We start from the raw sequence: 20,166 nt of genomic DNA, 5'->3' as shown, positions 1-20,166 counted from the left end.
TTTCAGCGACTTCGATGGGAGGCCGAACGGGGTGTGTGAAATATCTGTAAGGAGGGCCAGCCAAGCGCCAATAACCTCATCCGGTAGGAGTGAGGTGGCAATCGCCGGCTTTTAGCAGGCGCGATATGGGACGCCAATTCATTCAGCGTGTAGCTGAAGGTGACGCAGGCCCTGAAAACTCAAACCTTCGCGATTATGGCTCTTCGGCTTTGAGTTCCTTTTCCATCTTCTGCAGTTCCTGGGTAAAGGCCTGATCGAGGATGCTGGCGCGTTTACGCCAAGGTTTGCGTTCCGGGTCGGGCTGAGCGGCGTAGGTGGTGACTTCCCCGCCGTAAACTTCCTTGTAACGTTGTTCCTGGCGCTCAAGTTCCGCGCGCAGTTCTTCTTTCGTCACAGTGTTACCTAATTGAGTTGAGATAAATTCTGGTGATACGCACTGCATTCGTTGTGTCGGTCACACGCCTCTCGAGCAGAGTGTCCGGGAAGACACCCATTGCGAAAGCGTTGTGCTTGACAGCTTCCTTCGTGCAGGCGGCCACGGCACCAGAGTAGAACCACTGACGTAGCATCAGTTTCTTTGTTTTTTTGCAAACGCATGGGTCGGGCATTCGAAATGAGCGTCAGGCGTTTGCCAGCAGGAAGCAGGGTTGAAACCTCGCGCTGCCTGAGTGATTGGATCCCGTAGTTGCCAACAAGCACGGTCATCACTGAGTTGCATTATAGCGGCCGATTGGCAGAACACTATCTCGAATAACTTAAAAGTGCTTCGTTCTGTGAATTTGTGTTGTTACCCGCAAGTCGTGTGTGCAGTGCACTTTGGGGCAACGTCTTTAACAAGCCCATTTCCTGGCGCCATTAAGTCGTACAAGTTGAGTGGATTGGAACGTGGTTGTTATTCAGTGTCAGCTAAAGTGTCAAAATCTGTAATGAACGGTTCCCGGTCTTATCGGAAAGAGTACCGCAGGCCTCAGGCCATATGGTCGTGCGCCGGTTGATTGCGATTATCGATTAATGGTTCGATAATCGCCCAACCTTGGCTGCCGATGCTTGTACACAAGCTCCGGAGCAGCTTGTAATAGCTATCGAACTCTGGGGAATGACCTGAAATGAACGATCAATTGCGCAATTCCTTTGCTTCAGCGGCGCCGCCGATCGTTGCTTCGCCGGCCAAGCGTATTCAGGCATTCACTGGCGATCCGGACTTCATGACTTCCCTGGCCCGTGGCTTGGCGGTGGTCCAGGCATTCCAAGAGCGCAAGCGGCATCTGACCATCGCGCAAATCAGCCATCGTACGGAAATTCCCCGCGCCGCCGTACGCCGTTGCCTGCATACGCTGATCAAGCTCGGCTACGCGACCACTGACGGTCGAACCTATTCGCTGCTGCCCAAAGTCCTGACCCTTGGCCATGCCTATCTGTCCTCGACGCCGCTGGCGGTATCGGCCCAGCCTTATCTGGACCGCATGAGCGAACAACTGCACGAGGCGTGCAACATGGCCACGCTGGAGGGGGATGACATCTTGTACATCGCCCGTTCGGCCACGACCCAGCGTTTGATTTCCGTCGATCTGTCGGTGGGCGGGCGGTTGCCGGCTTATTGCACCTCCATGGGGCGGATTCTTCTGGCCGCGCTGGACGATGCATCGTTGCACGATTACCTCGAACATGCCGAATTGCAGGCCAAGACCAGCCGCACCCTGCATACACGCGAGTCGTTGCTCGAATGTCTTCAGGAAGTTCGGCAGCAAGGCTGGTGCATTGTCGATCAGGAACTCGAGCAAGGCCTGCGCTCGATTGCCGTTCCGGTGTACGACGCTTCCGGTCAGGTGCTGGCTGCGCTGAATGTCAGCACCCACGCCGGACGGGTCAGCCGCAACGAACTGGAGCAGCGTTTTTTGCCCGGGTTGTTGAGTGCCAGCCGTGAGTTGAGTGCCCAGCTGTTTGCGTAAGCTGTTCGGTAAACGCACAGAGTCGCGTTTGGCGAATTGACGCTGTTTCCCTTGCCTCATTAATGTCGCGGCAGCGTCATCCGCTGCTGTTGGCCACTGCTCCTGGCACCGGAAGACGACCGAATAATAATGAAGAGGCGATTGCCTGCGCGTATTCGCCTGCGCTTCTTGCCTGGGATAAAAATAATGAACCAGCCTCAATCCGCTGTCGGGAACTGCCTCGATGTGCAGTCCTTTATCAATGCCCAACCGCTGTCGCGCTATCAATGGCGGGTGGTGATCCTGTGTTTCCTGATTGTCTTTCTCGATGGCCTGGACACCGCGGCCATGGGTTTTATCGCACCGGCGCTGTCCCAGGATTGGGGGATCGACCGCGCCAGCCTCGGCCCGGTGATGAGTGCCGCGCTGATCGGCATGGTCTTCGGCGCGCTGGGCTCAGGACCGCTGGCTGACCGTTTTGGACGAAAAATCGTACTGGTCGGCGCAGTGCTGTTGTTCGGCGCCTTCAGCCTGGCCTCGGCTTACAGCACGAATGTCGAGCAACTGCTGGTGCTGCGCTTCCTGACCGGGCTTGGCCTGGGCGCCGGCATGCCGAATGCCACCACGCTGCTGTCGGAGTACACCCCGGAGCGCAAAAAATCCCTGCTGGTGACCAGCATGTTCTGCGGCTTCAACCTGGGCATGGCCGGTGGCGGTTTCATCTCGGCCAAGCTGATCCCGGCGTTTGGCTGGCACAGCCTGTTGCTGATTGGCGGGGTTCTGCCGCTGATTCTCGGCGTGGTGCTGTTGCTGTGGCTGCCGGAGTCAGCGCGTTACCTGGTAGTGCGCAATCGCGGCACCGACAAAGTGCGCAAGGCGCTGGCGCCGATTGATCCGGCGACTATCGCCCAGGCGTCGAGTTTCAGCGTACCCGAACAAAAAACCGTGAAGGCCCGCAATGTGTTCGCGGTGATTTTCTCCGGCACTTACAGCACCGGCACGTTATTGCTGTGGCTGACCTATTTCATGGGGCTGGTCATCGTCTACCTGTTGACCAGTTGGCTGCCGACCCTGATGCGTGACAGCGGCGCGAGCATGGAGCAGGCGGCCTTCATTGGTGCGCTGTTCCAGTTTGGCGGCGTGCTGAGTGCAGTGGCAGTGGGCTGGGCGATGGACCGGTTCAATCCGCACAAGGTGATCGGCACGTTCTACTTGTTGGCCGGGGTGTTTGCCTACGCGGTAGGGCAGAGCCTGGGCAACATCACGCTGCTGGCAACGTTGGTGCTGGTTGCCGGGATGTGCGTCAACGGCGCGCAATCGGCGATGCCATCGCTGGCGGCGCGCTTCTATCCGACTCAAGGTCGGGCTACGGGCGTGTCGTGGATGCTCGGGATTGGCCGTTTCGGTGCGATTCTCGGCGCCTGGATGGGGGCGACGTTGTTGGGCCTGGGCTGGAATTTCGAACAGGTGCTGACGGCATTGGTGATTCCGGCGGCGTTGGCCACCACGGCGGTGGTGATCAAAGGCATGGTCAGCCATGCGGATGCGACTTGAGCAGAGTTTTTTGTTGAATGTGCGGGCCTCTTCGCGGGCAAGCCTTGCTCCTACGGGATTTCAGTCGTTTACAAATGGCGTGATCAACATCCCGTCGTAGGAGCAAGGCTTGCCCGCGATGCTTTTCGGTAGCGCAACGGGAACGATAGGAAGACAACAATCTGTTCGATAAACGAACACTTAGTCGATTATCGGATTGTTTGGGGTTTTTCGGCGGCTTAATCTTCAGTCATTCCGGCGCTGCTTATCGCGCTTTGTCCTCCACATCGGTTTACTGATAATCGGGAGTCCAACCCCATGGCTGAAATCCTTTCGCTGCACGACGCGGTGAAGCAATTCGTCAACGACGGCGATACCGTCGCGCTTGAAGGCTTCACGCACTTGATTCCGACCGCAGCGGGTCATGAAATCATTCGTCAGGGCAAGAAAGACCTGACGCTGGTGCGCATGACTCCTGATCTGGTCTACGACCAATTGATCGGTGCCGGTTGCGCTCGCAAGCTGATTTTCTCCTGGGGCGGTAACCCGGGTGTAGGCTCCCTGCACCGTCTGCGCGATGCCGTCGAGAAACAGTGGCCGCACGCGCTGGAAATCGAAGAGCACAGCCACGCCGACCTGGCCAATGCCTACGTTGCAGGCGCCTCTGGCCTGCCGTTCGCAGTGTTGCGGGCCTACGCCGGTTCCGACTTGCCAAAGGTCAACCCGTTGATCAAAAGCGTGACCTGCCCGTTCACCGGTGAAGTGCTGGCGGCGGTGCCGTCGGTGCGCCCGGACGTTACGGTGATCCACGCGCAGAAGGCTGATCGCAAGGGTAACGTTTTGCTCTGGGGCATTCTTGGGGTGCAGAAGGAGGCCGCATTGGCGGCCAAGCGCTGCATCGTCACGGTTGAAGAAATCGTCGACGACCTGAAGGCGCCGATGAACGCCTGTGTCCTGCCGACCTGGGCCTTGAGCGCGGTTTGCCATGTGCCCGGTGGCGCGCATCCGTCCTACGCCCATGGTTACACCGAACGCGACAACCGCTTCTATCAGGCCTGGGACCCGATTGCCCGCGACCGTGAAACCTTCACCGCGTGGATCAACGAATACATCCACGGCAGTGCTGACTTCAGTGAATTCCAGGCCAAGCTGGCTAAAGCGTCGGAGGCTCAATAATGGCTTACTCCACCAACGAAATGATGACCGTCGCCGCCGCTCGCCGCCTGAAAAATGGCTCGGTGTGCTTCGTCGGCATCGGCCTGCCGTCGAAAGCGGCCAACCTGGCGCGTCTGACTTCCTCTCCAGATGTAGTCCTGATCTATGAATCGGGTCCGATCGGTGCCAAGCCGACAGTATTGCCGCTGTCGATCGGTGACGGCGAGCTGGCGGAAACCGCCGACACCGTCGTCCCGACCGGTGAGATTTTTCGCTACTGGTTGCAAGGCGGGCGCATTGACGTCGGTTTTCTCGGTGCTGCTCAGGTCGACCGCTTTGGCAACATCAACACCACCGTGGTTGGCGATTACCATCAGCCGAAAGTCCGCCTGCCGGGTGCCGGCGGTGCGCCGGAGATTGCCGGCTCGGCGAAAAGCGTGTTGATCATCCTTAAACAGTCGGCTCGTTCGTTTGTCGACAAACTCGACTTTATTACCTCCGTCGGCCATGGCGAAGGCGGTGACTCGCGCAAGCGTCTCGGCCTGCCGGGCGCCGGTCCCGTGGGGATCATTACTGACCTGTGCATCATGGAACCGGAAGCCGGCAGCAATGAATTCGTGGTCACCGCACTGCACCCGGGCGTGACCCGCGAGCAAGTGATCGCCGCCACCGGTTGGGCTGTCCGCTTTGCCGATCAGGTGGAGCACACCGCCGAACCGACCGCCATCGAGTTGGCCGCACTGCGTGATCTTGAAGCGCGTACCGCTGCCGCCCACGGCCAAGCACCGGGAGAAGCCTGATGCGCGAGGTTTATATCTGCGATGCGATTCGCACACCGATCGGCCGTTTTGGCGGTGGTTTGTCGACGGTCCGCGCTGACGATCTGGCTGCCGTGCCGATCAAGGCACTAATGGAGCGCAACCCGAGTGTCGATTGGAGCGCCGTGGACGAAGTGTTCCTCGGTTGTGCCAACCAGGCCGGCGAAGACAACCGCAACGTGGCGCGCATGGCATTGCTGTTGGCCGGGTTGCCGGACAGCATTCCCGGCGTGACCCTCAATCGCCTGTGCGCTTCGGGCATGGACGCCATCGGCACGGCGTTCCGGGCAATTGCCAGCGGTGAGATGGAGCTGGCGATTGCCGGCGGTGTCGAGTCGATGTCCCGCGCACCGTTCGTGATGGGCAAGGCCGATGCGGCGTTCTCGCGCAACATGAAACTGGAAGACACCACCATCGGCTGGCGCTTCATCAACCCGTTGATGAAGGCTCAATACGGCGTCGACGCGATGCCGCAGACGGCCGATAACGTGGCCGACGATTACGCGGTTTCCCGCGCCGATCAGGACGCTTTCGCACTGCGCAGTCAGCAACGTACAGCGGCCGCGCAAGCTGCCGGCTATTTCGCCGAAGAAATCGTCCCGGTGCGCATTGCCCACAAGAAGGGCGAAAGCGTGGTCGAGCAGGACGAACATCCGCGCGCTGACACCACTCTGGAAACCCTGAGCAAACTCAAACCGGTCAACGGCCCGGACAAAACCGTCACCGCTGGCAACGCCTCAGGCGTGAACGACGGTGCCGCGGCGCTGATTCTCGCGTCTGCCGAAGCGGTGAAAAAACACGGTCTGACCGCCCGCGCTCGGGTATTGGGCATGGCCAGCGCTGGTGTTGCGCCGCGAGTGATGGGCATCGGCCCGGTGCCGGCGGTGCGCAAGTTGACCGAACGGCTGGGCGTGGCGGTCAGCGATTTCGATGTGATCGAACTCAATGAAGCCTTTGCCAGCCAGGGCCTGGCGGTGTTGCGTGAACTCGGTCTGGCCGACGACGCAACGCAGGTCAACCCGAACGGTGGCGCCATTGCGTTGGGGCATCCGTTGGGCATGAGTGGTGCGCGGCTGGTACTGACGGCGCTGCATCAGTTGGAAAAAACCGGCGGCAAGAAAGCGCTGGCGACCATGTGCGTTGGCGTTGGCCAAGGGCTGGCACTGGCCATCGAACGGGTCTGATGCGCCGCCGCGCTATCGAACAAGAAAAGAGGAGGTTTCATGACTGACAAGCCTGGTTACCGTCGCCCGCAAGCGGGCACCCAGCCGGAATATTTGCATCCGGCCTATCAATCGACCAATCGCCGTTCGCCGTCCAAGCCGTTGGTGTTTTTGCCTCACTCATTGTCGGAAATCACCGGCCCGACCATTGGCGCCGAGTCTCTGCAAGAACGGGATAATGACCTGACCGCCCAGCATCAGGGCGCGTCATTGGGTGAGCGGATTATCATTCACGGCCGTGTGCTGGATGAGAACGGCCTGCCGGTGCCGGGGATTTTAGTGGAGATCTGGCAGGCCAACGCCGCTGGCCGCTACAACCATGACCGCGACCTGCATGATGCGCCGCTGGACCCGAATTTCACCGGCACCGGCCGCACCGTGACCGACGCCGATGGCTGGTACCAGTTCCAGACCATCAAGCCTGGTGCTTACCCGTGGGGCAACCACCACAATGCCTGGCGCCCCGCGCATATCCATTTCTCGCTGTTCGGGCCGAGCATTCTGACCCGTCTGGTTACGCAGATGTATTTCCCCGGTGATCCGTTGCTGGCCTACGACCCGATCTACAACTGTGTACCTGATACCAGCGCCAAAGAGCGCTTGATCGCCAGTTTCGATCTGGAAAAAACCATCCCGTCCTACGCCCTCGGTTATCGCTGGGATATCGTTTTGCGCGGCCGCGATGCCACGCCGATGGAGAAATAAGATGACGCTGAACGCGACGACGTCCCACACGGTCGGGCCGTATTACCACATCGGTCTGACCTGGTTGAACCGTGAAAACCTGACCGTTGAACAAACCCTCGGCGAGCGTGTGACGATCACCGGGCAAGTGGTCGATGGCAACGGCGATTTCGTCAACGACGCGATGCTGGAAGTCTGGCAGGCCAATGCCGCCGGCAAGTATGACCATCCAGAAGACGAGCAAGACAAACCGCTGGACCCGAATTTCGAAGGGTTTGGCCGAGTGCCGGTGGACGCAGAAGGGCGATTCCGTTTCACCACCATCAAACCGGGGACCGTGCAGGGCCTTAAGGGCAGCACGCAGGCGCCGCACCTGGTGGTGCTGGTGTTTGCCCGTGGCCTGGTCAAGCACTTGCTGACGCGGATCTACTTCGAGGGTGAGCCGGCCAACGCCAGCGACCCGCTGCTGGCCTGCGTGCCAGAAGAGCGTCGCACGACCTTGATGGCGAAAGCCAATGGTACGGGCGCGTTGCAGTGGAACGTGATCCTGCAGGGCACCGATGCCGAGACGGTGTTTTTCGATTATTGAGTTCACCGCACTTTTGTGGCGAGGGAGCTTGCTGTGGCGAGGGGGCTTGTCGGAACGCCGTACCGCCCCGTTCGGCTGCGAAGCAGTCGTAAAACCTGCGAACGCGTTCTATCCGACAGATCTCGTTCGCAGGATTTGGGCTCGCTTCGCAAGCCAGCGGGGGCAAGCCCCCTCGCCACGGTGATTGTTGATCCTTCGGGGTTTGTTCTGTGGAGCGGGGCTGTTGCAAAGTATGTCTAGACTCTCTCTGTCCCCATCGAGTGAAAAACCATGACAACAATAACCAGTCTCTACACCGCTGAAGAGCGTGGCAAAAGGATCTTTGCAATTGTCGGGGCGTCTTCCGGCAACCTGGTCGAGTGGTTCGACTTCTATGTTTACGCCTTCTGCGCGATCTATTTTGCCCCGGCGTTTTTCCCCTCCGACAACCCCACGGTGCAACTGGTTAATACCGCCGGAGTGTTCGCCGCAGGGTTTTTGATGCGTCCCATCGGCGGCTGGCTGTTTGGCCGGGTGGCCGACAAGCACGGGCGCAAGAACTCCATGATGATTTCGGTGCTGATGATGTGCGCCGGCTCATTGCTGATCGCCTGCCTGCCGACCTACAAGGACATCGGTGTCTGGGCACCGCTCCTGCTGTTGGTGGCTCGCCTGATCCAGGGCGTGTCGGTGGGCGGTGAATATGGCACCACCGCGACCTACATGAGTGAAGTCGCGCTCAAGGGCCAGCGCGGTTTCTTCGCCTCGTTCCAGTACGTGACCTTGATCGGCGGCCAACTGTTGGCCGTGTCGTTGGTGGTGATCCTGCAACAGTTCCTGACTGAGGACGACCTGCGTGCCTGGGGCTGGCGGATTCCGTTCGTGGTCGGTGCGGCAGCGGCATTGATTTCGTTGTTCCTGCGTCGTTCGCTGAAAGAAACCACCAGCAAGGAAATGCGCGAAGACAAGGATGCCGGCAGCATGGCCGCGTTGTTCAGGAACAACACCGCTGCCTTTATTACCGTGCTCGGCTTCACCGCCGGCGGTTCGCTGATTTTCTACACCTTCACCACCTATATGCAGAAGTACCTGGTGAACACCGCCGGGATGCCCGCCAAGACCGCCAGTTACATCATGACCGGCGCACTGTTCCTTTATATGTGCATGCAGCCGTTGTTCGGCACGCTCGCCGACAAGATCGGCCGGCGTAACTCGATGCTTTGGTTCGGTGCCCTGGGAACACTGTTCACCGTGCCGATTCTGTTGACCTTGAAGTCGGTGACCAACCCGTTCCTGGCGTTTGGGCTGATCACCGTGGCACTGGCCATCGTCAGTTTCTACACCTCGATCAGCGGTCTGGTGAAAGCCGAAATGTTTCCGCCGCAAGTCCGTGCGCTGGGGGTGGGCCTGGCCTACGCGGTGGCCAATGCGATCTTCGGCGGTTCGGCCGAGTACGTGGCCTTGAGCCTGAAATCGGTGGGTATCGAAAACTCCTTCTACTGGTACGTGACGGCGATGATGGCGGTCGCTTTCCTCTTCAGCCTGCGTTTGCCGAGAGAGGCAGCGTATCTGGAACACGATCTTTGACTTGTCGGCGCGCGCCTGAAGCAGGTGTGCGCCGCGTAAGGAATTCCCTATGCAACGACCGGGCAATCAATTGTTCGATGCCTATTTCACCGCTCGAAATATGCGCGAGGTGTTCAGCGATCAGGGCCGGGTTCAGGCCATGCTCGATTTTGAAGCCGCATTGGCTCGGGCCGAGGCGCGAGTCGGGCTGATTCCGGCATCTGCCGTTGCCCCGATCGAGGCGGCTTGCCGGGCCGAGCACTACGACTTTACGGCCCTTGGCGAGGCGATTGCGATTGCCGGTAACTCGGCGATTCCGTTGGTCAAGGCGTTGGGCAAGCAGATCGCCGCATATGATCAGGACGCCGAACGTTACGTGCATTTGGGCGCAACCAGTCAGGATGTGATGGACACCGGGCTGGTGCTGCAATTGCGCCAGGCGCTGCACTTGATCGACAGCGATCTGGCGCGACTCGGCGAAGCATTGGCGATCCAGGCCCGACGGCATGTGGTCACGCCACTGGCCGGACGTACTTGGTTGCAACATGCGACGCCGGTCACGCTGGGGATGAAAATCGCCGGTTGGCTGGGGGCGGTGACGCGCAGTCGGCAGCGTCTGCACGCACTCAAGCCGCGCCTGCTGGTGCTGCAATTTGGTGGTGCCAGCGGAACCCTCGCAGCCCTCGGCGAGCAGGCCATGCCGATTGCCGAAGCGCTGGCGCAGGAGCTGCACCTCACGTTGCCGGAACAACCCTGGCACACCCAACGCGACCGGCTGGTGGAGTTCGGCGCAGCGCTGGGCCTGATCGCCGGCAGCCTCGGCAAGCTGGGCCGCGACATCAGCCTGCTGATGCAGACCGAAGCGGCGGAAGTCTTCGAACCTTCGGCACCAGGCAAGGGCGGCTCCTCGACCATGCCGCACAAACGCAACCCGGTGGGCGCGGCGGTGCTGATTGGTGCTGCGACGCGTGTTCCCGGATTACTGTCGACACTGTTCAGCGCCATGCCGCAAGAGCACGAACGCAGCTTGGGGTTGTGGCATGCCGAGTGGGAAACCCTGCCGGAAATCTGCTGCCTGGTGTCCGGTGCCTTGCAGCAAGCGCTGTTAATTACAGAAGGGCTGGAGGTCGACGCCGAGCGCATGGCGCAGAACCTCGATTTGACCCAAGGCCTGGTGCTGGCCGAAGCCGTGAGCATCGTCCTCGCCCAACGGATCGGTCGCGACAAAGCCCACCATCTGCTGGAGCTGTGCTGCAAACGCGCGGTGGCCGAGCAGCGGCATTTACGTGCGGTGCTCGGTGATGAGCCACAGGTGACTGCCGAGCTCTCGAGCGCTGAACTCGATCAATTGATGAACCCTGCGCACTACCTTGGTCAGGCTCAAACCTGGGTTGAGCGTGCGCTGGCCGAACATGTTGCCCTGACTGCCTGAAGGAGAATTTCTGTGGGATTCGTACAACTCGCCGATGGCGAACTGAACTACCAACTCGACGGTCCGGAACACGCTCCGGTGCTGGTGCTGTCCAACTCGCTGGGCACCGACCTGCACATGTGGGACGCGCAGATTCCGGCGTTCACCCAACACTTTCGGGTGCTGCGTTTCGATACTCGCGGTCATGGCCGTTCGCTGGTGACGCCGGGGCCTTACAGCATCGAGCAGTTGGGTCGTGACGTGCTGGCATTGTTGGATGCCCTGAACATCGAGCGCGCTCATTTTTGCGGTCTGTCCATGGGCGGGTTGATCGGTCAGTGGTTGGGGATCAACGCTGGCGAGCGTCTGCACAAACTGGTGGTGTGCAATACCGCGGCAAAGATCGGTGATCCTTCTGTGTGGAACCCGCGGATCGAAACCGTGCTGCGCGACGGTCCGGCAGCGATGGTCGCACTGCGCGATGCATCGATTGCCCGTTGGTTTACCCCGGACTTTGCCCAAGCCAATCCGGCGGTGGCGAAGCAGATCACCGACATGCTCGCTGCCACTTCACCGCAAGGTTATGCCGCCAATTGCGCGGCGGTACGCGATGCCGATTTCCGCGAGCAACTGGCATCGATCACGGTACCGACCCTGGTCATCGCTGGCACCGAAGACGCGGTCACGCCACCTTCCGGCGGGCACTTTATTCAAGAGCGGGTGAGAGGCGCCGAGTACGCTGAGTTCTACGCCGCCCATTTGTCCAACGTTCAGGCCGGCTGCGCGTTCAGTGACCGGGTGCTGAGTTTTTTGTTGGCTGAAAAGTCTATTTGAGGAGCGATTTGTGGACGAGAAACAACGTTACGCCGACGGCATGCAAGTGCGTCGCGCGGTGCTCGGCGATGCTCATGTCGATCGCAGCCTGGCGACCCTGACCGAGTTCAATTCGGAGTTTCAGGACATGATCACCCGCCACGCCTGGGGTGACATCTGGACCCGCCCAGGCTTGCCACGCCACACCCGCAGCCTGATCACCATCGCCATGCTGATCGGTATGAACCGCAACGAAGAGCTGAAACTGCACCTGCGTAGCGCGGCGAACAATGGCGTCACCCGCGCCGAGATCAAGGAAGTGCTGATGCAGAGCGCGATCTACTGCGGCATCCCGGCGGCCAATGCAACCTTCCACCTGGCCGAGTCGGTGTGGGATGAGTTGGGCGTCGAATCGCGCGAGTAGTAATCAGGCCCTGACACGACTGTCAGGGCCGCAATGCCTCAATGAGAGTTGCTGTCCCAGAACCAGCTCCACACGCCAGGCAAATGCACCGGTTGGTTGGCATCGCGCACGGTGCGGGCCATGGCGGCCCGTTGCACGGCTGCCTGGTCGTCGTAAAACGGTTTGGCGGCGGTTGTCACACCGGTCTCGCGGGCGCTGTCGAGCAGAATCTGTAGATACTCCCCCATATGCCAGGACGTGTAGCGATTGAGGTCGTGAAACGTCACCACCACTGGAATAACACCGTCGACTGTCGGCAGTTCACCAGCCGCAATCCGTTCGCGCACCTCGGACATTTGCCTGAGCATGTTGGAGCGCCGGCGCGGGCTGCCATTGAAGCCCCATATCTTGCCGTCATTGGCGCTCAGGTCGGTCAGCAATACATGCAAGCCATGGTGTTGATACGCGGCGAAGGTGCGTTTGTCGTAATTCCAGAACGGCGGCCGCAACAGCACCGGCGTGCTGCCGGTGATCGCCGCAATGTCCGCAGAGCCTTGGGTGAGCGACTGTTCGAGTTCTTCCGGGGAGAGCGAGCGGTGATTGGTATGCCACTGCGTGGCGGTGTGGAAGCCCAGGGTCTGGCCCTCGGCATGTTCACGCCGCATGATTGTTTTGCCCAGTTCGCTGCCACCGGCCCGGGGGGCTTGTGTCTGCACGAAGAACACCGCCTTGATACCCGGCTCAATCGGGTTGTTGGCAAGCACGTCGAGAACGGCACTGGTCGGATTGAAAAAACTGGACGCGCTTGGACCATCGTCGAAGGTCAGCAAAAAGCGGATCGGCGGGGTCGAGCGCAGAATCTGCTCGGTCTTCGGGGTCAGTTCGATCGGCGGGCCGATACAGCCGCTGAGGCCGACCGTTACGGCAAGGACGGATAAGACAGCAGCGATCAGTTTCATGTGTTTGCTTTGGCCTACGACAGATCAGGACGAATGCAGACTGTCGGTGCGCGGTTATTCACCACGCCGCCAACCGTCGCTCCCATGGAAGTCTCCATAGGAGCATAACGGTGCTGAACGGTTCATGTCCTCGCGGTATTTTTATCGCTTCAGAGCAGGCTGATCGGATAGCTGACGATCAGGCGGTTTTCGTCGAACTCATTGTTGCTGTAGTCCCGGCGCATGGTCGAGTTGCGCCACCGGACGTTGAGGTTTTTCAGGCTGCCGCTTTGCACGGTGTAGCCGACTTCGCTCTCGCGGCCCCATTCCTTGCCGTCGGTGACGGTCCCGGTGTGCACATTAGAACCGCTGATGTAGCGGTTCATCAGGGTCAGACCAGGAATGCCGAGGGCAGCGAAGTTGTAGTCGTGGCGCAGTTGCCAGGATTTTTCCCGGGCGTTGTCATAGCTTGAGTTGTAACTGTCGTTGGCCAACGTTCCGCCGCTGGTGCCGTTGACCCGCATCCAGGCATTGTCGCCGGTGAGTTTCTGCAAGCCGACATAGAAGGTGTTGCCGCCATATTTGGCCGAGAACAGCCCGGACCAGGTTTTGTTATCGAGGTCGCCGGCCCGTGCGCTGCCATCTTCCTTGCCATAGAAGAAGCCAAGGTTGGCGCCCAGCGTCCAGTCGCCCAGTGGCTGGGTGTGGACCAGGTTGATAAATTGCTGGCTGTAGATGTCCTTGAGCTGGGCATTCCACACCGCGATTTGCGTGCGCTTGTCGTTGAAGCTGTATTCGGCGCCTTCAAAGTTGAAACGGTCGGAGGTGAAGGCGGGTTTGCCGGTCATCGACATGTCACTCATGCTGCTGTCGTCACGCGGGCTGTTAGCGCGCATCTGACCGCCGTAGAGCGTCAGGCCGTCGATTTCCTTCGAGGTGATCTGGCCACCGCGAAACGTTTGCGGCAACGAACGCCCATCGTCCGAACGCAGGATCGGCAACACCGGCATCCACTCACCGACTTTCAACTCGGTCTTGGAAAGCTTCGCCTTGAACGCCACGCCCAGACGTCCGAAATCATCGGCGGGGCGACCATCGTGGTCCAGCGGCAGCAACTGCGTCCCGCCAGTGCCGCGTCCACCATCGAGTTTCACCGAGTACAGGCCCAATACGTCCATGCCGAAACCGACAGTGCCCTGGGTGAACCCGGATTTGGCATCGAGGATGAAGCTTTGCGTCCATTCTGCCGCTGTGCCCTGCGCATGGGTCGGATTGGTGAAGTTGCGGTTGAAGTAGAAGTTGCGCAGGTTCAGGTTGGCCTGGGCGCCGTCTAGAAAGCCTGACTCTTCGGCTAGCGCCGGGAGGGCTGCGCTGACCAGTGCGGTGGTCAATAGAGTCGGCAAAAGCTGTTTTGCACAGGTGGAAGGCTTCATGAGGTCGGGTCTCTCTAATTGTTAGGGATGAAGCAGGACGCAGCCGCAACCAAGGGGTTGCAGACAAAAATTCGAATTCGGGTCAACGAACGGGAGAGATCAGCCGGAGCGGGTAGGGTGTGCAGTCATGGTGCCGGACCTGTTGTTATTGGTTCTTGTAGGTGGGGAATGGTGCGGGGGATCAAGGGCGGGATTCAATCGGGCGTACCGGGTTTTGGGCGATAATCGAACACAAATCGACGTCTGTCGGATCACCAGCGGTATGAAGCATTGTTAATTAAATCCCATAGTTATTCGGGGCAATAATGGGTGTCTGCCTGTGTGTTCTATTAATGACGCATTGCTGTCCAGTGGCTATTAAATAGAAGGGCCTATTACTTTGGTTGTAAGCGCTTTCCTACAGTTCTTGTTGTCATTAAACGACTATCGATAATCGCCAGTTAACCTTAAGAAACGGTGTTATCGATTATCGTGAAACGGTTTAAAGGGAGCCGTGGGGATGGCTGGAAAAGAGCAGTGGTCTTGCTATATTCAAAGTCCCCAGGACGGGCGAGGGAAAGTTACATGCTTCGTCAGGGGTGCATTTTTCGTCGTGCCGAAATAACAAGGAGAAGTACCATGAGCAATAAAGTCAATCAGCAAACCTTGGCCACGGTTGTTGGACGTGCGGTGCTGGATCCGGGGTTTGCCGATGCACTTCACAATGATCCTGCCTCGGCAGCTAAAAATATTGGTGTGCATCTAAGTGCTGATGAAATTGCAGCGGTTAAAGGCATTGATGCTGCGAAACTGTCGGCTGCCTCTGCCGGTATTCGAAGTAATCTGGGGACGCGTGCCATATTTGATACCCAGCAACAGCAAGCGCGCATGGATTAACGGCCGGTGATGCCATTTGGCGTACCCCGAAAGGTGGGTCTTTCATGCAGGTACGCCGAATGGCTTTATGAAGTGTCATGAGGCACAGCGGTCGAGCGCGGAGTGAATGACTCATGCCTGTCACCTTGGCTCCAATGGATAACGCGGACTTTGCAACGTTCGCCGAAAGAGCCGTTGCTGAATATGGTGACGGTATGGTCGTCTCGGGTGAGTGGGCCCATGAGGAGGCCTCGCAAAGGGCACGCAGTGTCTTCGAGCAGTTGTTGCCGCAAGGGCGACTGACTGAAAAAAACCAACTCTGGGTGCTCAAGGATCAGGAGCGTCGTATTGGCGAGTTGTGGGTCGCCGAGCGACACACCGGTGCCGGCAAGAGTGCCTTCATCCTGGATATTTACATTGACCCTGGAGAGCGCCGCCAGGGTTATGCGAAACAATCACTGTTGGCCCTCGAGTCATGGGCACGCCAGGCGGGATGCGAAGAAGTGCGACTGCATGTCTTTGGTCGCAACGATGCGGCGCGTCGTCTTTATGAACAATCAGGGTATGGCATCGCCAGTCTGACGATGGCGAAGCCGTTGCCGCCTACCTAAGGGAAGGTTGAAAAATGGAAATCGGGAACAGTGGTCTGCGTGAGCTATCCGATGACGAGTTGTTTCAGGGCACGACATTCCTGCCGGACACGGATCCTTCACGATTTGACGTATTGCTGGAACGTGTCAGTCGAAATCGCTACACAAGTTTTGTGGCGCTGTACACCGAACTTTTTCAACTGTTTCCCAATGCTCCGCAGTTGGCGGAGTTTTTCGAGCAGGCATTCAATCTTATTGTGCCGCCGACCCGCGAGCAGCGCGTGATTATTAATGATCCGGTGTTTCAAGTGTGGAGTGTATTGACGGCTCATTATGCCAACCTGGTTATCACGAAAAAGGCGGCGAATACCGATGAGTTAGAGCGCATGTTGATCGAGTTCCCACTGATGCTGGCGCGGGTGAAACAGAACGACAGTGTTCACATGAATGATTACTGCCCGCCCGTGTATCGTTTTAATGTTGATCCGTTGGTGACGAAAGTAGCGCCTCCCAGTTATGAATTTCCGGAAGATGAAGCGACCCGTAAGCAATTGGAGCGTCATGGTCATTCCGTGAGTTTCTTTTGCGATGTGGTGAATATTGCGCTGTTGCGGATAGAACACTCGTGGCCCGCCTGTCGCGAGCAGTTTAGAAAACTGGTCAAGTCCATATGTTATTTGCCCGATGGTTCATTTCGAAGCTGCTCGGCTTCGCGCTTCACCGGGATCATCCTCATCTCGAACCGGGATGATTCGATTCTCGACCTGGAAGAGTCGCTGGTGCATGAGGCCACTCATCAGTTGCTCTACAACATTGTCGAAGTGTGCCCGGTCGTCAGGGATGAGACCTCGCGGGAGGCATTGTTCACCTTGCCGTGGTCGGGGCAGAAGCGCGACCTCTATGGCTATTTCCATGCGTTTTTCGTGTACGTCGCGTTGGTCAAATACCTGGAGCGGGTTCGTTCGCGCTCGTCTCATGAACTGCAGCGGGCACAAAAACGCCTGGTGTTCATCCTGCAAGGCTTGATCAAGGCGTCGCCCGATTTCGAAGCGTGCGCGGATTTCACCCCTCAAGGCCGCCAACTGCTGGAAAACCTGATCAAAGAAGTCAGGGCGCTGGAAACTCAACACGCCGCGTTGTTGGCGATATCGGGCGCTGCGGCGGGGGCTAAACGCATGCTGGGCCTGACCGGTTGACGCCAGGGAGGCGGACATGGCGATGTTTGATGCTTCGCAATTTCCGGAGGCCGGCGTCGGGCTGGAATACCATTTGCCACGGCACACGCCTCAGGATGAGTTATCGGAGGAGGGGCTCGACCCGACCGTCGAACGGATTCTCGCCGAGGGCTTGCCGCATTTCGATTACGTCGAGTTTCAGCCGACGCACTGCATTCTGGAACCGCGTCTGCTTGAGCTCGGTGCGCAAGTACCGAGCTTGCTGCATTCTTCCAGTTTGTCCTTGGGCAGTGTGGGCATCGCGATGGACCGCGAGTTTCTGAAAATGACTCGGCGGCTGTGCGAGAAAACCCGCTCGCCCTGGTTGGCCGAGCATATTTCCTGGTCGCGGTTTCACGGAGGCGACACTCAGCATTTCATTTTGCCGACCCTGGCCCAAGAGGTGGCTGACACGGTGGTGGCCAACGCCATTGAATTGCGTGACCTCACGGCAACGCTGCTGGTACTGGAAAACGCGCCGCGGTTGTTTTCGTTGCACGATACACAAGAGCAATCTGAAGGCGCGTTCATCTCTCGGGTGGTGGAGCGCAGTGACTCGGGCTTTCTGCTGGACCTCGACAGCGCGATCGCGACCGCCAGAACCCTGGGTTATGACCTGAACAACTATTTGCGTTCGTTGCCGCTGGACCGGCTGATTGAAATACATACCGGCCATCCACGGCGGGATTGGGACATCTTGCGTCATTTGTTTGATTCATCGCCGGTGAAAGCGATCACCCTTGAGTGGGATATTTCCCGCAAAACCGATGATGCGGAATTGTTGACCTTGATCACGGCCATCAAGTCCCTTCAGCCCAAAGCCCTGTTCTGGCGGGGTTTTGCCCGGCAAGAGCCGCAAACGCAACTCGAGCAGGGGGCGCAAACCCTGTTGAAACTCAGGGAAAGCACCTGGCTCAGCGTCGGCTCGGCATCGTTTTTTATCCGCGATCGGCAGTGGGACCTGAGTCTGGAATTCGCTGTGATGTTTCTGCCGTTGCTGCGCCACTTCCTGACTCCCCAGACACTGGGCAGTGCCTTGTTGCTGCCGGGTGTTTTGCAGAGCCCCGAGCAGGACGACAACCTGGCGTTCCTGCGGGAACTGATCAGCCAGGGTGTCCTGCAGCCGGTCGAGACGCCATCCGACACTGGCGCTTGCGTTGAACGTAGCCACCCGGCCAGCCTTTGGGCCCATTGGGACGCGGCGCTGGAGTTTTACCTGAGCACTCGGACTGGGTCGCACACGCCCTACATCAGTGTCAGCGATCTGGAAATGCAGCTTGAGCAAAAGGCCTCGGCGCGACGTCAGCCGTCGGCGTTCAAGGATTATTTCTCCCATCCTTTCGTTGCCCTGGAAAACCCGCTGCTGGCGCCTTCCAGCGTGATCGCTCAATCGACATTGCTCGATTCACTGTGCGAGCGCCGCACGTCGCGAACCTTCAGCGACCAGCCGCTGAGCGCGCAGCAATTGTCCCTGTTGCTCTACTACACGTGGGGCGCGACGGTCATGGAACAGAACCGCATGGGCGATTATTTCCTGAAGAAAACCTCACCGGCCGGTGGTTCGCTGCAGGGCACCGAGGTGTATGCGGTGCTGATGAATGTGCAAGGCTTCGAACGCGGTCTTTACCACTATTCGGTGCGCCGCCACGGGCTCGAGCTGCTGTCACGGGAAGACCCGCGAGTCTGGATCAGCGAAGCCTGTGGCGAACAGCCGTGGATCAAGGATGCAGCGGCAGTGTTTGTGTCCACGGCGCGGGTCGAGCGAATGGCCTGGAAGTACGAGTTCAGCCGGGCACTGCGAGTGGCGTTGATGGATGCCGGGCATCTGAGTCAGACCTTTTCACTGGTGGCCACCGCCCTGGGGCTGGGTTGTTTCACTACGGCAGCGTTACGCGATGAACTGTTCGAAAACCGGCTGGGACTCAATTATCTGGAAGAGCCGGTGTTTCTGGTCAATGGGGTTGGGGGGGCATTTGAAATTGCCTCCCCCTAAAAACCGGTGATTCAGCCTAACGCATCCGTAGCAGCTGCCGAGCCCGCGAGGCTGCGTTCGAGGACGCAGTCCTCGCAAATCCTGTATACGCGGTACGTCTGAAAAAACGTGTTGCATGATTTTACGACTGCTTCGCAGCCGAACGCAGCCTCGCGGGCTCGGCAGCTGCTACGACGGGTGTTTAAGCTTGGTCACGCAGTGTCCATCAGAGGCTACAGCGCCTTGCGTCACGGCCTACACCTGCGCCAGAATCCGCCGGCTTGTGCGCCTTGGTCGTCGCCTCTATTGTTTCCGTGTCACTGCCCATCAGTGATCGGGTTTAGTCGCCCGTCGTAGCTAAGTCGCATCAGTGCCAATCAGTCAGGTATCCCATCCCTGCACTTGATGGTGGCTGTGCGCAGGGCGCCCTCGGGCGCGCCGATTTCTTAGCTCGTCGGTCGACTAACCTGCGTACAGCCGCCACCCATTCGTTTAGTCGCGAACAGGTTGCAGCCTCACTCAAAGAGAGCTAAGCCAATGTTCAAAGCCACTCCCAATCCCCCTGATACCGAAAGCACCTCTCCCTACGCCTCCCTCGACTCAAAAGAACTCCACGCCGCCGCGCACCGTGCGCTCGATCATTACCTGGTGCTGCCCGAGACCAAGGCATTGTTAACCGACCGACGCCCCGGCTGCATTTTTGTCATTGCCCCCGACGTCGACAGCGAAACCCTGCTGGCCCACGCCTGCGAAACCCTCGCCTCGGCCAATGTCATGGCCAGCGATCTGGCGTTCGACCTCGAAGGCCCCAAACGCAATACCGCACTGGCGATTCAACAGATGATCTCGCTGGCCGAGCTGGCGGTGAATCGCGCACTGGACCACCTCGATCCACCTGAACCGACGTAGGCGCAGGCTCCTACGCGGGACACAGCCCACAAAAAAGCCCACCAAATGGTGCAATGCTGTTCACTTAAACCGATGTTTCAGGCATATCCGCAGTTGTGGCGAGGGAGCTTGCTCCCGCTGGGGCGCGAAGCGGCCCTGAATTGGGCCTGCTAC

The 20,166-nt window shown here is 59.0% G+C and carries 19 protein-coding genes; 16 read left to right on the top strand and 3 right to left on the bottom strand.

What is annotated here, in order from left to right; genetic code table 11:
• Positions 1–193: 193 nt before the first annotated feature.
• Positions 194–394 (bottom strand): hypothetical protein, encoded by a 201-nt coding sequence (locus AC3WK5_RS06785; RefSeq protein ID WP_019692194.1) that lies wholly within the window; start codon positions 392–394, stop codon positions 194–196.
• 712 nt (positions 395–1,106) lie between these two features.
• On the opposite strand from AC3WK5_RS06785, the gene pcaR reads away from it, so the two are divergent.
• The 11 genes from pcaR to pcaC all read left to right on the top strand — a co-directional run bounded on the left by pcaR (position 1,107) and on the right by pcaC (position 12,123).
• Entirely contained in the window at positions 1,107–1,949 is an 843-nt protein-coding gene (pcaR, locus tag AC3WK5_RS06780) for a pca regulon transcriptional regulator PcaR (RefSeq protein ID WP_103315440.1), read from the top strand.
• 186 nt (positions 1,950–2,135) lie between these two features.
• Complete coding sequence (gene pcaK, locus AC3WK5_RS06775; RefSeq protein WP_103315439.1) at positions 2,136–3,482, top strand: 4-hydroxybenzoate transporter PcaK; 1,347 nt, start codon at positions 2,136–2,138, stop codon at positions 3,480–3,482.
• A gap of 297 nt (positions 3,483–3,779) precedes the next feature.
• On the top strand, positions 3,780–4,637 hold the full coding sequence (locus AC3WK5_RS06770) for a CoA transferase subunit A (protein WP_054596031.1): 858 nt from the start codon (positions 3,780–3,782) through the stop codon (positions 4,635–4,637).
• On the top strand, positions 4,634–5,416 hold the full coding sequence (locus tag AC3WK5_RS06765; RefSeq protein WP_177474782.1) for a CoA-transferase subunit beta: 783 nt from the start codon (positions 4,634–4,636) through the stop codon (positions 5,414–5,416). The genes AC3WK5_RS06770 and AC3WK5_RS06765 overlap by 4 nt, the downstream gene beginning before the upstream one ends.
• On the top strand, positions 5,413–6,618 hold the full coding sequence (gene pcaF, locus AC3WK5_RS06760) for a 3-oxoadipyl-CoA thiolase (RefSeq protein WP_177474780.1): 1,206 nt from the start codon (positions 5,413–5,415) through the stop codon (positions 6,616–6,618). The genes AC3WK5_RS06765 and pcaF overlap by 4 nt, the downstream gene beginning before the upstream one ends.
• 39 nt (positions 6,619–6,657) lie before the next feature.
• Positions 6,658–7,362 (top strand): protocatechuate 3,4-dioxygenase subunit beta, encoded by a 705-nt coding sequence (pcaH, locus tag AC3WK5_RS06755; RefSeq protein ID WP_103315436.1) that lies wholly within the window; start codon positions 6,658–6,660, stop codon positions 7,360–7,362.
• A gap of 1 nt (position 7,363) precedes the next feature.
• A complete protein-coding gene (gene pcaG, locus AC3WK5_RS06750) occupies positions 7,364–7,930 on the top strand; it encodes a protocatechuate 3,4-dioxygenase subunit alpha (RefSeq protein ID WP_103315435.1) in 567 nt (188 codons plus the stop codon).
• A gap of 270 nt (positions 7,931–8,200) precedes the next feature.
• Positions 8,201–9,496, top strand: a complete 1,296-nt coding sequence (locus AC3WK5_RS06745) for an MFS family transporter (protein ID WP_103315434.1) — start codon at positions 8,201–8,203, stop codon at positions 9,494–9,496.
• 49 nt (positions 9,497–9,545) lie between these two features.
• Entirely contained in the window at positions 9,546–10,907 is a 1,362-nt protein-coding gene (locus AC3WK5_RS06740) for a 3-carboxy-cis,cis-muconate cycloisomerase (RefSeq protein ID WP_103315433.1), read from the top strand.
• 12 nt (positions 10,908–10,919) lie between these two features.
• Positions 10,920–11,720 (top strand): 3-oxoadipate enol-lactonase, encoded by an 801-nt coding sequence (gene pcaD, locus AC3WK5_RS06735; RefSeq protein WP_103315432.1) that lies wholly within the window; start codon positions 10,920–10,922, stop codon positions 11,718–11,720.
• Between the two features lie 10 nt (positions 11,721–11,730).
• Positions 11,731–12,123 (top strand): 4-carboxymuconolactone decarboxylase, encoded by a 393-nt coding sequence (gene pcaC / locus AC3WK5_RS06730; RefSeq protein ID WP_054596039.1) that lies wholly within the window; start codon positions 11,731–11,733, stop codon positions 12,121–12,123.
• 38 nt (positions 12,124–12,161) lie between these two features.
• Here pcaC and AC3WK5_RS06725 read toward each other — a convergent pair whose 3' ends face one another.
• Positions 12,162–13,061 carry a polysaccharide deacetylase family protein gene (locus tag AC3WK5_RS06725; RefSeq protein WP_103315431.1) on the bottom strand — a complete coding sequence of 300 codons (900 nt, stop codon included), beginning with the start codon at positions 13,059–13,061 and terminating at the stop codon, positions 12,162–12,164.
• Positions 13,062–13,210: 149 nt separating this feature from the next.
• Complete coding sequence (locus tag AC3WK5_RS06720) at positions 13,211–14,473, bottom strand: OprD family porin (RefSeq protein ID WP_103315430.1); 1,263 nt, start codon at positions 14,471–14,473, stop codon at positions 13,211–13,213.
• 618 nt (positions 14,474–15,091) lie between these two features.
• Here AC3WK5_RS06720 and AC3WK5_RS06715 point away from each other — a divergent pair.
• The 5 genes from AC3WK5_RS06715 to AC3WK5_RS06695 all read left to right on the top strand — a co-directional run bounded on the left by AC3WK5_RS06715 (position 15,092) and on the right by AC3WK5_RS06695 (position 20,013).
• A complete protein-coding gene (locus tag AC3WK5_RS06715; protein ID WP_054596042.1) occupies positions 15,092–15,349 on the top strand; it encodes an Os1348 family RiPP precursor in 258 nt (85 codons plus the stop codon).
• Positions 15,350–15,462: 113 nt separating this feature from the next.
• Positions 15,463–15,939: a GNAT family N-acetyltransferase gene (locus AC3WK5_RS06710; protein WP_103315429.1), complete on the top strand. Its 477-nt coding sequence runs from the start codon at positions 15,463–15,465 to the stop codon at positions 15,937–15,939.
• A 14-nt stretch (positions 15,940–15,953) separates the two neighbouring features.
• Positions 15,954–17,114 carry an aKG-HExxH-type peptide beta-hydroxylase gene (locus tag AC3WK5_RS06705; protein ID WP_103315428.1) on the top strand — a complete coding sequence of 387 codons (1,161 nt, stop codon included), beginning with the start codon at positions 15,954–15,956 and terminating at the stop codon, positions 17,112–17,114.
• Between the two features lie 16 nt (positions 17,115–17,130).
• Entirely contained in the window at positions 17,131–19,125 is a 1,995-nt protein-coding gene (locus tag AC3WK5_RS06700) for a multinuclear nonheme iron-dependent oxidase (protein WP_103315427.1), read from the top strand.
• Between the two features lie 516 nt (positions 19,126–19,641).
• Complete coding sequence (locus AC3WK5_RS06695; protein WP_103315426.1) at positions 19,642–20,013, top strand: DUF6124 family protein; 372 nt, start codon at positions 19,642–19,644, stop codon at positions 20,011–20,013.
• Positions 20,014–20,166 lie beyond the last annotated feature (153 nt).

Source organism: Pseudomonas sp. FW306-02-D09B, from assembly GCF_058782685.1.
The sequence above is the reverse complement of the archived record's forward strand: the minus strand, read 5'-3'. Positions and strand labels throughout refer to the sequence as shown.

What these genes read in the sequence shown, in the direction of transcription:
- pcaR (WP_103315440.1), top strand. Translation starts at nt 1,107, where the DNA reads ATGAACGATCAATTGCGCAATTCCTTTGCTTCAGCGGCGCCGCCGATC.
- pcaK (WP_103315439.1), top strand. Translation starts at nt 2,136, where the DNA reads ATGAACCAGCCTCAATCCGCTGTCGGGAACTGCCTCGATGTGCAGTCC.
- AC3WK5_RS06770 (WP_054596031.1), top strand. Translation starts at nt 3,780, where the DNA reads ATGGCTGAAATCCTTTCGCTGCACGACGCGGTGAAGCAATTCGTCAAC.
- pcaH (WP_103315436.1), top strand. Translation starts at nt 6,658, where the DNA reads ATGACTGACAAGCCTGGTTACCGTCGCCCGCAAGCGGGCACCCAGCCG.
- pcaG (WP_103315435.1), top strand. Translation starts at nt 7,364, where the DNA reads ATGACGCTGAACGCGACGACGTCCCACACGGTCGGGCCGTATTACCAC.
- AC3WK5_RS06745 (WP_103315434.1), top strand. Translation starts at nt 8,201, where the DNA reads ATGACAACAATAACCAGTCTCTACACCGCTGAAGAGCGTGGCAAAAGG.
- AC3WK5_RS06740 (WP_103315433.1), top strand. Translation starts at nt 9,546, where the DNA reads ATGCAACGACCGGGCAATCAATTGTTCGATGCCTATTTCACCGCTCGA.
- AC3WK5_RS06725 (WP_103315431.1), bottom strand. Translation starts at nt 13,061, where the DNA reads ATGAAACTGATCGCTGCTGTCTTATCCGTCCTTGCCGTAACGGTCGGC.
- AC3WK5_RS06720 (WP_103315430.1), bottom strand. Translation starts at nt 14,473, where the DNA reads ATGAAGCCTTCCACCTGTGCAAAACAGCTTTTGCCGACTCTATTGACC.
- AC3WK5_RS06715 (WP_054596042.1), top strand. Translation starts at nt 15,092, where the DNA reads ATGAGCAATAAAGTCAATCAGCAAACCTTGGCCACGGTTGTTGGACGT.
- AC3WK5_RS06710 (WP_103315429.1), top strand. Translation starts at nt 15,463, where the DNA reads ATGCCTGTCACCTTGGCTCCAATGGATAACGCGGACTTTGCAACGTTC.
- AC3WK5_RS06705 (WP_103315428.1), top strand. Translation starts at nt 15,954, where the DNA reads ATGGAAATCGGGAACAGTGGTCTGCGTGAGCTATCCGATGACGAGTTG.
- AC3WK5_RS06700 (WP_103315427.1), top strand. Translation starts at nt 17,131, where the DNA reads ATGGCGATGTTTGATGCTTCGCAATTTCCGGAGGCCGGCGTCGGGCTG.
- AC3WK5_RS06695 (WP_103315426.1), top strand. Translation starts at nt 19,642, where the DNA reads ATGTTCAAAGCCACTCCCAATCCCCCTGATACCGAAAGCACCTCTCCC.